Origin of the sequence: Dorea sp. AM10-31, assembly GCF_003435815.1 — a bacterium.
GTDB classification, from domain to species: Bacteria; Bacillota; Clostridia; order Lachnospirales; family Lachnospiraceae; genus Dorea_D; species Dorea_D hominis.
Genome location: NZ_QTUV01000002.1, coordinates 371,181 through 383,757 on the forward strand (window position 1 = coordinate 371,181; position 12,577 = coordinate 383,757).

General features: G+C 43.0%; 15 protein-coding genes. All 15 read right to left on the reverse strand.

The features are described 5' to 3' along the window. The 15 genes from DW125_RS04955 to rbfA all read right to left on the reverse strand — a co-directional run bounded on the left by DW125_RS04955 (position 1) and on the right by rbfA (position 12,573). Positions 1-624: a SpoIIIAH-like family protein gene (locus tag DW125_RS04955; RefSeq protein WP_021859985.1), complete on the reverse strand. Its 624-nt coding sequence runs from the start codon at positions 622-624 to the stop codon at positions 1-3. An 18-nt stretch (positions 625-642) separates the two neighbouring features. Beyond that, complete coding sequence (locus DW125_RS04960) at positions 643-1,236, reverse strand: hypothetical protein (RefSeq protein ID WP_021859986.1); 594 nt, start codon at positions 1,234-1,236, stop codon at positions 643-645. Continuing rightward, on the reverse strand, positions 1,220-1,570 hold the full coding sequence (locus DW125_RS04965; protein WP_021859987.1) for a stage III sporulation protein AF: 351 nt from the start codon (positions 1,568-1,570) through the stop codon (positions 1,220-1,222). Before DW125_RS04965 ends, DW125_RS04960 begins: the two co-directional genes overlap by 17 nt. A gap of 8 nt (positions 1,571-1,578) precedes the next feature. Then, positions 1,579-2,793 carry a stage III sporulation protein AE gene (locus DW125_RS04970; RefSeq protein WP_021859988.1) on the reverse strand — a complete coding sequence of 405 codons (1,215 nt, stop codon included), beginning with the start codon at positions 2,791-2,793 and terminating at the stop codon, positions 1,579-1,581. Beyond that, complete coding sequence (gene spoIIIAD, locus DW125_RS04975) at positions 2,790-3,176, reverse strand: stage III sporulation protein AD (RefSeq protein ID WP_021859989.1); 387 nt, start codon at positions 3,174-3,176, stop codon at positions 2,790-2,792. The genes DW125_RS04970 and spoIIIAD overlap by 4 nt, the downstream gene beginning before the upstream one ends. Positions 3,177-3,191: 15 nt before the next feature. After that, positions 3,192-3,386, reverse strand: a complete 195-nt coding sequence (spoIIIAC, locus tag DW125_RS04980) for a stage III sporulation protein AC (RefSeq protein WP_021859990.1) — start codon at positions 3,384-3,386, stop codon at positions 3,192-3,194. An 11-nt stretch (positions 3,387-3,397) separates the two neighbouring features. Next, positions 3,398-3,916 (reverse strand): stage III sporulation protein AB, encoded by a 519-nt coding sequence (locus DW125_RS04985; protein WP_021859991.1) that lies wholly within the window; start codon positions 3,914-3,916, stop codon positions 3,398-3,400. Then, on the reverse strand, positions 3,901-4,893 hold the full coding sequence (spoIIIAA, locus tag DW125_RS04990; protein ID WP_021859992.1) for a stage III sporulation protein AA: 993 nt from the start codon (positions 4,891-4,893) through the stop codon (positions 3,901-3,903). Before spoIIIAA ends, DW125_RS04985 begins: the two co-directional genes overlap by 16 nt. A 139-nt stretch (positions 4,894-5,032) precedes the next feature. Then, positions 5,033-7,120 carry a polyribonucleotide nucleotidyltransferase gene (locus DW125_RS04995; protein ID WP_021859993.1) on the reverse strand — a complete coding sequence of 696 codons (2,088 nt, stop codon included), beginning with the start codon at positions 7,118-7,120 and terminating at the stop codon, positions 5,033-5,035. Positions 7,121-7,356: 236 nt separating this feature from the next. Further along, a complete protein-coding gene (gene rpsO / locus DW125_RS05000) occupies positions 7,357-7,623 on the reverse strand; it encodes a 30S ribosomal protein S15 (protein ID WP_021859994.1) in 267 nt (88 codons plus the stop codon). A gap of 132 nt (positions 7,624-7,755) precedes the next feature. Next, positions 7,756-9,399, reverse strand: coding sequence for a Na/Pi cotransporter family protein (locus DW125_RS05005; RefSeq protein ID WP_117537294.1), 1,644 nt, complete (start codon positions 9,397-9,399; stop codon positions 7,756-7,758). A 12-nt stretch (positions 9,400-9,411) separates the two neighbouring features. Continuing rightward, positions 9,412-10,311 (reverse strand): bifunctional riboflavin kinase/FAD synthetase, encoded by a 900-nt coding sequence (locus DW125_RS05010; protein ID WP_021859996.1) that lies wholly within the window; start codon positions 10,309-10,311, stop codon positions 9,412-9,414. An 18-nt stretch (positions 10,312-10,329) separates the two neighbouring features. Further along, positions 10,330-11,250, reverse strand: coding sequence for a tRNA pseudouridine(55) synthase TruB (gene truB / locus DW125_RS05015; RefSeq protein WP_117537295.1), 921 nt, complete (start codon positions 11,248-11,250; stop codon positions 10,330-10,332). A 2-nt stretch (positions 11,251-11,252) separates the two neighbouring features. Next, positions 11,253-12,200 (reverse strand): DHH family phosphoesterase, encoded by a 948-nt coding sequence (locus DW125_RS05020; RefSeq protein ID WP_117537296.1) that lies wholly within the window; start codon positions 12,198-12,200, stop codon positions 11,253-11,255. After that, complete coding sequence (rbfA, locus tag DW125_RS05025) at positions 12,190-12,573, reverse strand: 30S ribosome-binding factor RbfA (RefSeq protein ID WP_021859999.1); 384 nt, start codon at positions 12,571-12,573, stop codon at positions 12,190-12,192. The genes DW125_RS05020 and rbfA overlap by 11 nt, the downstream gene beginning before the upstream one ends. Between the last annotated feature and the right edge of the window lie 4 nt (positions 12,574-12,577).

Sequence of the window (12,577 nt, forward strand, 5' to 3'; positions counted from 1 at the left end):
CTATTTTTTACTGCCTGCCGGTGTGATCACAATATTTTCAGCTGCCATTCCGGTCTTCCTTATAACAATGTCTTCAATTTGTGCCCGGTTTGCTTCACTTAATTCTTTGGCATTTACCACAACATCTGCGGATTCTTCGGAAAGACTGACTACACTGTCTGTAAATCCTTTGGCAGAAAGCATCGTCTCCGCAGCTGCCTCTTTTTCTGCAATTTTTGTAAGCTCAACCATTTCATTTACCGCTTTTTTCTTCTGCTCTCCTGTCAGTTGTTTATTGTCTATGATTTCCTGCAGGGACTCTTTATTTTTAGCCCGCACCTGTTCTCTTGTGATCTTTGCCTGTGATACGATGGATGTGGCATCTCCTCCTGTCAGTACCGCCTCGCCCGGCGTACTCGTCTGCGCTTCATTATCCCCGTCCTGACTCTTAATATCCGAGGATGCACTCTGACTGTCCTCCTGTGAAATATCCAGAAGTTCCTGACTTGCCACTTCACTTCCTGTCTCACTGGATTTTTCCTTATCCGGGAACAGGCGTCCGGAATAATTCAAATATCCTGCTGCCGCTATCATCACCGCCAACGCTGCAATGATCACCTGATTTTTCTTAAACACTCGTTTCACGTTCTCTCCTCCTGCCTTTTATGGTTTCTGATTCTTTTTCATTATTCTAATCTTATGCGTGTCTATTCCAAATAATGCCTGCACCGCTTCCGTAATATGTTTAGCTACTTCAGGATTATCACCCCCTGTGGCAAGCACGACAACACCTTCAACCTGCGGTGTCAGTTCTTTCGTTACATATGGGCTGTCTCCATTACTGTTTTGCTTTTTATATACCGTTTCTTCAGACAGGGAATCTTTATCTGTCGTACGCTCTCCGCCCTGATGATCGGACTCTTTTACCTGCTCACTCTGAGTGTCACGATCTTTCTCTATCACTTTTTCCGCTGTTGATGCAAGTGTCAGCATCACTTTCACTTCTCCGGCGCCATCCATCTGCGACAACATTTCTTCCAGTTCCTGTTCCATCTCTTTTGTATAACTTTCACGGTCTGTTATCACGCTCTGCCCGGTTCTGCTTCCGACAGTTTTCCTATTTTCTTTTTCCTTACCGGCAGGCAATGTAATAACTAATAAGAGTACTCCGGTAAGAAACAGGATCAGAAGCTGGTCCTTCTTCAGTTTTTCCCCTTTCCACAGCAATTCTTTTAACATCTTAAGGCTGAACTTCAATCTCTTTCACCTCTATTTTTTTCTGCTCATCCTGCGCTTTCCCGTTTTCTACTGCATCTGCTGTTTCCGTCATCTGCTTCCGGACTTTTGTTTCTGTCTTCTGAAGCTTATCCTGAAACTCCTGCCAGTCTGCATCCTGCAAAATCTCTGTCTTCAAGTCGCCTGCGTGCACCGTCTTAAGGACCGGGGTAAGAAGCAGTGCAATCAACACAAGTCCTGTAAAAAAACGGATATATTTCCGGTAATCGCTGTCCGGAAGCATTTGTAAAAGAGCCGTTACAAGAACCAGATAAAAGCTTAAGTTCTTCACCCATTCATAGATTTTGTCGATCATTTCCCCTCCTATTCTCCGGTTGTAGCTGCGACCACAACAATTGTCAGAAGAAATAAAAGCCCTGTTGTAAACAGCACACGCATAAAAAGCCGTAGTCCGTCTCCCACACTTTCAATACAGCCAATCACACGCGCATCGGAAACCGGCTGCAGAAGAGCCGCCGTGAATTTATAAAGTAGCACGACCAGCCCGACTTCTACGAGCGGAACCAAACATAAGAGTACCGCAAACAGTGCGCCCACGACTCCAATTCCATTTTTGACCAGTACGAGTGTACCAATCGTCACTTCCGCAGCGCCGCCCAGAAGATCCCCCACACCCGGTATGGCTTCCATTCCTCTTGTCACAAGACTCTGCTTCACATCATCGACGGACGGACCGATCAGTCCCTGCACCAGATTCCATCCGACTACAGCAGCCAACATTGTCCGGAGCGTCCAGGAAACAAGCATTTCCAGAAAGCCGGCAAATTTGCTCAGATAATCTTCTTTCGAAAGATAATTGAGCAGTCTCAATATCATGTAAATATGGATCATCGGCAGCAGGATCTTGGCAATTACAAGTTCTACCAGATAAATAATAAAAAGCACAAGCTGATAAAATGCGATCGCTGTTACACTGCCTTTCGCAATCGCTACAGCAAGAAAATACAGCGGGCAAAATACACCCATAAATGCAGTCAGTCCTTCTACACCGGTGCTTACCCATTCCGTTACCGCAAGAAATACTTTCAGACACAATGCGATCAGCAAAAGATACAGAACATAGAAGCCGGTTTCTGAGAGCTGGCCGCTTTCAAACACCTGTGAAAAATTATGAAACAATGCCGCCAGAAATGCCAGAAATACAATCGGAATCAGATATTTTCTTCCGCTTTCCACAGCCTGAAAAAGCTTGTCTCTTAACATTTTTCCTGCCTGGCTTAAAAATTCTTCATAATCCCCTTCTGTAATTTTCCGGAGCATCTCTTCTAAATTATAATTCTTTTCCGGAAACATCTGATCTATGTAGTTCTGCATCTCATCAAAGGAAAACTGCTGTATCCATTTTTCTGTCTCTGTCTGTGCATCTTCTGATATTCCTGTTTCATATGCCGGTTCTGCTGCATACACATATTCCATCTGAAAACCTGCCGGAAATCCAGTCAGCAGTATAAACAGGATTGTAAGTCCAGGTACTATTTTCCCACAGCGCATCTTTTTCTGTTTAACCTTTCTTCTCATGACAACACCTTCCGGATCGTGTCCAGAATCGCAAGAAGCACCGGAAAACTAAGCACCATGATTGCAAGTTTCCCGAAAATCTCAATCTGTCTTGCAATCGTCTGATATCCCGCATCTTTGCAAATATTCGATGCAAATTCTGCCACATAAGTAATTCCAAGCATTTTGAACAATGTTCCCATATACATATCATCAACCGATATATATGTACCGATTTTTCGTATTACTTCCGCGATTGTTTCTATTTTCTCGAGTACAGAAAAGAAAATAAGAAGACTCAGCGCTATGCTGATATAGATTCCATACTCCGGTTTCTGCGCTTTAAACTGCACAGCAAGAAGCATACCTGCAACAGCAGCTGCGCAAATCTGTATGATACTCATATGCCCCCTTCTTTCCTACAGGTAAAATAACTGCCGGATATTCTGAAACAACTGGTAAATGTATGGCACGATCCAGAACAATACAAGCAGAAGTCCTGCAAAGCTTGTTAAAAATGCCTGTTCTTCCCTGCCACTATGTTTCAGCACCTGACTGAGTACCGATACTAAAATCCCGACAGCCGCAATCTTAAATATCAGATTTACATCCATCTCTTCCTCCTTCAGATCAGAAGCACGACTGTCAGAATCCCGCCCATGATCCCCATAAGATAATAAAGTCTCATCTTCGTGTACATCTGTTTCTGTATCTGCCTTAACGATTCCTCCACTTTCTCTTCATACAGCTCCAGAGAACGGATCTGCATCTTAAGATCCAGATTTCCAAGTCTTGCACCGACTTCTTTCAGATTCTCTTTTTCTTTTCTTGAAATCATCAGACCCACAAGACAGACATCTGCCGATTCCTGCCATATTTTTACGAATCGTTTTTCTTTTTTGCATCGCATTTCATTTCTCATCATAAGAAGCCAGTTACGGTACGGATCTTCACATTTTTCTGCAACGGATGCAAACACTTCTTCCAGGCTGGACCTGGCATAGCAGATCTCACTTTTTAATAAAGAAATAAGATACCGTATCTTTTGCAGTTCTTCGTATTCCTCACGAATCTTATGTGCATGCCTTGTCCCTTCCATGGAAGCCGAGAAAAGGATAAGAAAAGCGCCTATGGCTTTCCACATTTTTCATCACCTGCCATGCCGGTATAGCCCGCTGTGTTGGACTGTCCGACAAAAGAATACAGTGTATTCCCCCTGTCATCATAGATGCCGCCAACTTCACCGACTTTTCCTTCTCCTGATAAGACAATATATCTTTCAAAACGCTTCTGTTTGATCAATGTGCCAAGTACCGGCTTTCTCTTCACTTCCTGCATGGATTCTCCATGTACGGTCGCAAGCATTTTGCAGCCACAGTGCATTGCATACTCTATGGCATGTACATCCTGCGCCGTGCCGATTTCATCAACTGCTACGACTTCCGGTGTCATGGAACGGATGAGCATGATCATTCCTTCTGCCTTCGGGCAGGCGTCCAGGATGTCTGTCCGCATCCCGACATGATTCTGCGCAACGCCCTGATAACATCCTCCGATTTCCGAACGTTCATCTACAATACCCACTGTTTTCCCGCTGATGTATGTATTCCCTTCCGAAATCTGCCTTACAATATCACGCAGAAGTGTTGTTTTTCCCTGTCCCGGCGGTGACACGATCAGGGTGTGAAAAAGCGATCGGTTTCGTGTTATATATGGAAAAATCCAATCGGCACATCCCATCACTTCATGGGCTATCCGGATATTTACGGACGAAATATATTTTAGATTCTTCACATGCCCTCCTTCTAAAATCGCCTGTCCTGCAAAACCAATCCTGTGCCCTCCCTCCACAGTCAGAAATCCCTGCCTCATCTCTTCTTCGTATGCATATAGCGAATAATGGCTCACATATTCCAGCAATTCCCGCACTTCTTCTTTTGTCGCAATATAAGGTCTCCCCCACTCATCTTTCAGCATATATTCCCTGCCATCCTGAAAATAAAAAACCGGCTTCTCAATGCGTACTTTGATCTCCTGCAGTTTTTCATAATCTTTCACGATCTTCTGCATCTGGATTCTTAATTTCCCCGGTAGTAACGATAAGATACATTCTTCTTTCATGTTTTGTCCACCTCTTATCTCCAATATATGCCCGGGACAGTTATTTATTCCTGAAATCCACAAAGGACCGTACCGGATAACCCGGCACGGTCCTTATTTATCATACTGTCTTTTATTTTACAACGTATCACGCAGCAATTTATTCTGCAACATCTTTCATGCTGAATGAAAATCTTCCCATCTTGTCTTTTCCAAGGCATACAACTTTGACTTTATCGCCAAGTGTCAACACATCTTCAACATGGTTTACACGCTCTTTGGAAATCTTGGAAATGTGAACCATTCCTTCTTTTCCCGGTGCAAACTCAATAAATGCTCCAAATTCTTTGATACTGATAACATGTCCTTCCAGAACCTGTCCTGCTTCATAATCTGTAACAATGATGTGAATCAGCTTCTGTGCTTCTTCCATGCTCTTGGCATCTGTTCCGCAGATAGATACTGCTCCGTCATCTGTAATATCAATCTTCACACCAGTCTGCTCGATGATCGCATTGATCGTCTTGCCTCTCTGTCCAACAACATCACCGATCTTCTGAGGATCGATCTGCATCTGGATAATCTTCGGTGCAAATTCACCAACCTCTGTTCTCGGCTCTGCGATTGCTTTTGACATACACTCATCCATGATGAACAGACGAGCCTGTCTTGTACGTGCGATTGCTTCCTCAACGATCGGTCTTGTAAGTCCGTGGATCTTAATATCCATCTGGATTGCTGTGATACCTTTCTTTGTACCAGTTACCTTAAAGTCCATATCACCAAAGAAGTCTTCCAGTCCCTGTATATCTGTAAGTACCAGATAATCATCATCTGTATCTCCTGTTACAAGTCCGCATGAGATACCTGCAACCATAGCTTTAATCGGAACACCTGCAGCCATAAGTGACATACAAGATGCACATGTAGAAGCCATTGATGTAGATCCGTTAGACTCAAATGTCTCGGATACGGTACGGATTGCATACGGGAACTCTGTCTCACTCGGAAGCACCGGAACCAATGCACGCTCTGCAAGTGCTCCATGTCCGATCTCACGACGTCCCGGTCCTCTGGATGGTCTTGTCTCTCCAACAGAGTATGACGGGAAGTTATAGTGATGCATATAACGCTTTGTTGTCTCTTTTTCATCCAGTCCGTCAAGTCTCTGTGCCTCTGACAGTGGAGCCAGTGTGCAGATATTACAGATCTGTGTCTGTCCACGTGTAAACATAGCAGAACCATGTACTCTAGGAATCAGATCTACTTCTGCAGCAAGTGGACGAATCTGGTCGATTGCTCTTCCATCCGGACGCTTGTGATCTTTCAGGATCATCTTGCGGACAGTCTTCTTCTGATACTGGTAAATTGCATCTCCAAGAACAGCAAGCCATTCTTCATTATCAGCAAACGCTTCCTCTAACTTATCTGTAATCTGACGGATATTTTCTTCTCTTACCTGTTTATCATCTGTAAATACAGCTTCCTCCATAGTCTCCGGCGGTACGATTTCTTTGATTGCTGCAAATAATTCTTCCGGAATCGCAAAACTCTCATAGCTGTGTTTTTCTTTTCCGCATTCTGCAACGATTGTATCGATAAATGCGATTACTTTCTGGTTCACTTCATGAGCTGCGTAAATCGCTTCGACCATCTGTGCTTCCGGAACTTCATTCGCTCCTGCTTCGATCATGATAACTTTCTCTCTTGTAGATGCAACCGTCAGCGCCATATCAGATATTTCTTTCTGTTCTGCTGTCGGATTAAATACAAATTCACCGTCAACCAGTCCAACCTGTGTTGTAGAGATCGGTCCGTCAAACGGGATATCAGAAATTGTAGTCGCAATTGCTGCTCCAAGCATAGCTGTCAACTCCGGTGAACAATCCTGATCTACAGAAAGTACCAGGTTCTCCAATGTAACATCATTACGGTAATCCTTTGGGAACAGTGGTCGCATCGGACGGTCGATAACACGGCATGTCAGGATCGCATTCTCAGATGCTTTTCCTTCTCTTTTGTTAAATCCTCCCGGGATCTTACCTACGGAATACATTCTCTCATTATATTCTACACTTAACGGGAAGAAATCGATTCCTTCTCTTGGCTTCTCAGAAGCAGTTGCTGTACAAAGTACAGTTGTATCACCATAGTGCATTAAAACCGCACCGTTCGCCTGCTTCGCTACTCTACCAACATCTACGCGAAGTGTTCTTCCGGCTAATTCCATCTCATACTTCTTATACATAGTATTCTCCTTTTATCTTCATTCATCTGTTCTGCGAAAGAAGGATACCGAAACTACTGAAAAAGACACTCTCTTTTCGCTACCACCGGACAATATCCTTTTCAGTGGTCTCGGATTATATCTCCCTCGTCCGCAATCCAATATATTATAGCATATCTTATGTAAATACACCATATCTTTTTTCTACAAAAAATTCCGACTGCATAACGCAATCGGAATTTTTATTAAAATCATTATTATTTTCTAAGTCCAAGTTTCTCGATCAGAGCACGATATCTGTTGATATCTGTCTTCTTCAGGTATGCAAGAAGTCCTCTTCTCTGTCCTACCATCTTAAGAAGTCCTCTTCTTGAGTGATGATCCTTCGGGTTAGCTTTGAAATGATCTGTCAGGTCATTGATTCTTGCTGTCAGGATAGCTACCTGTACTTCCGGTGAACCTGTATCTCCTGCTGTTCTTCCAAAGTCTTTAATGATCTGTTCTTTCTGTTCTTTTGAAACCATTGTGATTTCCTCCTTTTAATTCTCTTAATTATCGCCTGATATTAAGCAACGGTTGGAGTATCCTGTTACCGAACACCGGCTGTTCATACCAGATGAGTATAACACAACACTTATCCTCTGTAAAGGATTATTTTACTCTTCTTCATCAGATTTGTATTCATCCGGTACCATGATCGCAAATGCGATATTGGTTCCATGGTCGGCTACACGCTCCAGACCAGATACTGCATCCGCAAAGATCATTCCTGCTTCCGGTGTACATTTGTTCTTCGTCAGCCGCTTGATATGTGATCTTTGCAGTTTCTTTTCCAGCTCATCAATGGCATCTTCCAGTTCCAGAATCTCACGCATATGTTCTTGATTTCCATTTGTAAACATATCCAATGCATATTCCAGAAGTGTCTGTACCGACTTCATCATATCATTCATCTGACGTATCGCCTTGTCGCTTAATTTTACGCCGGAATCAATTCTCTCTCTTGCAGCCTCAGCCATATTTTCTGCATGATCACCGATTCTTTCAATATCATTTACTACATGGAACAGTCCTCCCAGCTTATCTGCATCTGCAGTCGGAAGTTCCAGCTCATTTGCCCTCACAAGGTAATCCGTGATCTTACTGTTCATAAAATCAATATATTTTTCGGTTTTGTATACCTTTTCAATTGCTTCTCCGTCCAACTCACAGAGTGCATGCATGGACAGTTCCAGATTGCTCATTGCAACCTTTCCCATATGCTCGATCTCATGGATTGCATCCATAACTGCCGTTGCAGGTGACATCATAGACTGTTTGATATAATTCAGTTCATACTCATCTTCGTCTGTATCGTCATTTCCCGGAACTACTTTGTAAGTCAGCTTCACGATCCAGCCCATAAACGGGAACAACATAGCCACTTCTATGATTTTCATCAGAGAATGTGTATTGGCAACCGCACGTGCCACATTTCCACCGGAAATTCCAAGCAGTGCACCTGTGATCGGTTTGGTAAATATAAAGATCACAGTAAACATAATTGCAGATCCGATCACGTTAAATAAGAAATGAATCATCGCTGCTCTCTTTGCATCTTTTCTTCCGTTCAGGCTGGCAAGAAGTGCAGACACGCAAGAACCGATGTTACAGCCAAGAATTACAAACGGACAGATCATAAACTGGATCAGATTCTGTGATGCCATCAAAATAATAATACCAACCGTTGCCGAAGAGCTCTGCAAAACAGAAGTCGCAATAAATCCGACAAGGATCGCAATAAACGGACTGCTTAAAGAGCTTAAAAATTCTTTTACAACCGGTGACTGTTTTACAATGGTCAAGGATTCACCCATAACTTTCAGCCCCATAAACAAAATGCCAAATCCCAGAATCACATCACCGGCTCTCTGCACCTTCTGGTTCTTACAGAACATGGACATAATCACACCGATGATTACAAATAGTGGCGCTATATCCGACAGATTAAATGCGATCAACTGTCCGGTGATTGTAGTTCCGATATTGGCTCCCAGAATAATTCCGGTTGCCTGCATCAGATTCATCAGTCCGGAGTTTACAAAACTCACGACCATAACTGTTGTAGCATTGGATGACTGGATGATCGCTGTAAAGATCATACCTACCAGCAGTCCGATAAATCTGTTTTTCGTAAAGACTGCCAGAATACTTCTCATTTTGGCGCCGGCTGCTTTTTCAAGGCTTTCGCTCATCTGGCTCATACCATATAAAAACAGTCCAAGTCCACCAAACAGAGAAAATATAGTTATTATATTCATCTGTTTCTCCTTTTACTCTTTTTCAAAGTATTCTCTGACATACTGTATATCCTGACGGACTCGTACCTGCATTTCCTTAATGGAAGAAAATTTATGTTCCGGGCGTCGGAATTCCAGTAATTCAATTTTAACGTTTTTTCCGTATGCATCTCCGCTATATCCATATAAATAACTCTCGATCAGCACTTTGTTTTCATCTGATACGGTTGGCTTGACTCCGATATTGGATATTGCGCCATAAACTTCCCCATCAATATAAACACGGCTTACATACACTCCTTTTGGCGGCAGTACTTTATGCGCCGGCCATTCTACATTACATGTGGGAAATCCCAACTCACTTCCCAGATGTTTTCCATGTTTTACAATTCCTTCTACCGGGTATGGATATGTCAGAAGGTAATTCGCGGTTGTAATGCTTCCATCTTTGACCAGACTCTTAATAAAACTGCTACTGATCTCCCGATGCTTAAACCGTGCTTTTTCAACTACGATTGCCTTATAATGATATTTTTCGGCATACGCCTCCAGCATATGCGCATCGCCTTCTTTTCCATATCCAAAATGAAAATCAGTCCCTACAACCACATATTCAGCATGAAAAACACCCTTTATAACCTTTTTAATAAAATCTTCCGCACTCATGTGCCGGAGTTCATCTGAAAACGGACATTCCACAAGATAGTCTATTTTGCCGTCCATTCTTTCTCTTCTCTCATCCGGAGTCATAAGAATGTCTTTTTTATTCATCTCAAATGCACACAAAACACTTTTTATATTTCCATTTGTGCAGCATCTGAGCACTTCTTCAACTAACTTCTGGTGGCCCTTATGCACTCCGTCAAACTTTCCAAAGGTCACTGCTGACTTTTCGGTTTCTGTATATTCATTCAGACCTTCTATATATTGCATATTTTTTCCTCTCATGTTCTATACATCCGGCGTATAAAACATTTTTACAAGTTTGTATTTATTTTCGCTTTTCTTATAATCGTACAGACCGATAAACTCCTCCTTTGAATTGTAGATCCTCACTCTGTGAACGTCCGAAATGCTGTGCCCGTCTGGCACATCCCCCACTGCATCCTTCGGAAGTGCGTTACCATTATATGCGAATTTGTCCCATTTTTCCGTCACACACAATGCCGGATAGTGTGCAAACATTGCGTCGACCGGTGTTATGATTTCAGAAAGTCTGCCGTCTGCCACAAAATTTTCCACTTCTGCAAGCGTCTTCGCTTCCGTGAGCATAAATGAACTCACCTTTGTACGGACAAGCTCTTCCATACAGCCGCCGCATCCTAACTTCGCACCGATATCATTGCAAAGCGTACGGATATACGTGCCTTTGGAACAGTGCACCCGCATCTTCACATGCGGCAGATCCATTTCCAGAATATCAATAGAAAAAATTTCAACATTCCGCGGTTTTCTCTCCACTGTCTTTCCTTCTCTTGCAAGCTCATAGAGCTTCTTTCCACCAATCTTAATTGCCGAATACATCGGCGGAGTCTGCGCATAAGCACCGACAAAAGAAGCCACCACACTTCTTACATCTGCCTCTGTCACAGTACCGGTCTGCTTTTCACTCAGTACAGTTCCGGATATATCCTGTGTATCTGTTTCCCGCCCAAGCAGCAGTACCGTTTCGTATGTTTTATCTTTGTCTGTTAAAAGATCACATAATTTTGTTGCTTTACCAAAGCAGACCGGCAGCACACCGGTCGCATCCGGATCCAGTGTTCCTGTGTGTCCGATTTTCTTCTGCCCGACAATTCTGCGTAATTTTGCAACGACATCATGTGATGTATAGCCTTTTTCTTTGTAAATATTTATAATGCCATGAATCATAGTTACTCCTCAAGCTGCGCTACAATCTGTGCGGAGACATTGTTCAACACATCAAACGGCTGACCTGTCATTGTAAAGCCTGCCGCTTTTTTATGTCCGCCGCCGCCAAAATACTGTGCGATCTTGCTGACATCCACATCGTCATTCGAGCGGAGACTGACTTTGAATTCATTCAGCTTTAATTCATACATGAAAATCGCAACTTTTGTATCTTTTGTATTGCGCAACTGACTTACGATTCCTTCCAGATCTTTCGGTTTTACACCATAGAATTCCATCTCTTTCTGCCGCACATAAGTTGCAATGCACTGTCCATCCAGGAGAAGGATACTCTCTAAGAGTGCACGTCCTAAAATCTGGTTCTGGTTGTATGTTTTTTCATAAAATGTATCATGAATAATCTCCGGCGCATCGATTCCTTTTTCCATCAGTACTGCCGCCGCCCGCATCGTATCCGGTGAAGTGCAGGAATACTGGAATACACCGGTATCGTGTACGATTCCAAGATACAACGCTTCTGCCGTCTCTTTGCTGATACGCTTCTTATCCAGCAGTTCATACACCAGTTCCGATGTAGAACTTGCATCCGGCCGGATCACATTATCCATCGCAAAGCTTACATTGCTGATGTGATGATCCACACAGAATGTGTGTGCTGCCTGTTCAAAAAGCGGTGCTGAAAATCCAAGTCTTCCCTTATCTCCACAATCCAGGCAGATAAAGAGATCATAGACTTTATTCTCCGGGATTTCTGAACGGATTTCCTCAATTCCTTTCAGGAATTGAAAAGAATCTGGGATTTCTTCCAGATATACCGTCACTTTTTTATCTGGATAATTCTCAATGATATACTGACGCAGTCCCATACAGGAACCTACACAGTCTCCGTCCGGTCTTACATGACCACCGATTGCGATTTCTTTTGCTCCGCTCAGTATCTTATTCAGCATCTTCGTCACCTTCTGTTTTCATTCCTTTTGTCACTTCATCGATCTTTTTGGACATATTTACACCATATTCGATCGACTGATCCAGAACAAATGTAATCTCCGGTGTGTTGCGCATATTTAATGTATGCGCAAGCTCCCGGCGGATATAACCTTCTGCACTCTGTAAACCTTCCAGTGTATCTTTCTGTGCTTTTTCATCACCGAGCACACTGATATAGGCTTTACAAGTCTTAAGATCCGGTGCGACTTCTGCCGCAACAACAGAAGTCCATGGAGCAACTCTCGGATCTTTGAGCCCGCCCCGGATAATACTACTTAATTCGCGCTGTACTTCTGTATTTACTCTTGTATTCTTAATGCTACGTTTTCTCAAATTG